Below are 345 nucleotides of genomic sequence, written 5' to 3'. Positions count from 1 at the left end.
TATAATCTGCACGCCATCTGCTTTCGGAGTCGTTCCCGGATCAGTTCTGCAAAGCTGTCCGGCTCCGTGACCCTGACAAAAGGTCCAAAGGACAGTACCCGGATCACCAGTTCGGTTTCATCCTCCTTCTGGTACCGGATCCGGATCCGATACTGTCTGCCCTCTATGTGCTCCGCTTCCTTTTCAAAGTGGGAAAAATGCAGCATCACCCGTTCCAGCGCATTTCTGCCGTCCTGCACCTCCAGCACCACCGTCCGGTCTGCACAGGACTGGCAACCAGGCTTCCGGCGTATGCTTTTGTGCAGCAACTCACACTGGATGATGCGGGCAAGATTCACAATGGTC

The 345-nt window shown here is 55.1% G+C and carries 1 pseudogene; it reads right to left on the bottom strand.

Going from position 1 to position 345, the window contains the following annotated elements:
- Window positions 1-345 (bottom strand): annotated as a pseudogene (locus QVO51_RS07980) (WYL domain-containing protein); the annotation flags it as partial.

Origin of the sequence: Ruminococcus sp. CAG:379, assembly GCF_000434255.1 — a bacterium.
Lineage (GTDB): Bacteria > Bacillota > Clostridia > Oscillospirales > Ruminococcaceae > Ruminococcus_F > Ruminococcus_F champanellensis.
The sequence above is the reverse complement of the archived record's forward strand: the minus strand, read 5'-3'. Positions and strand labels throughout refer to the sequence as shown.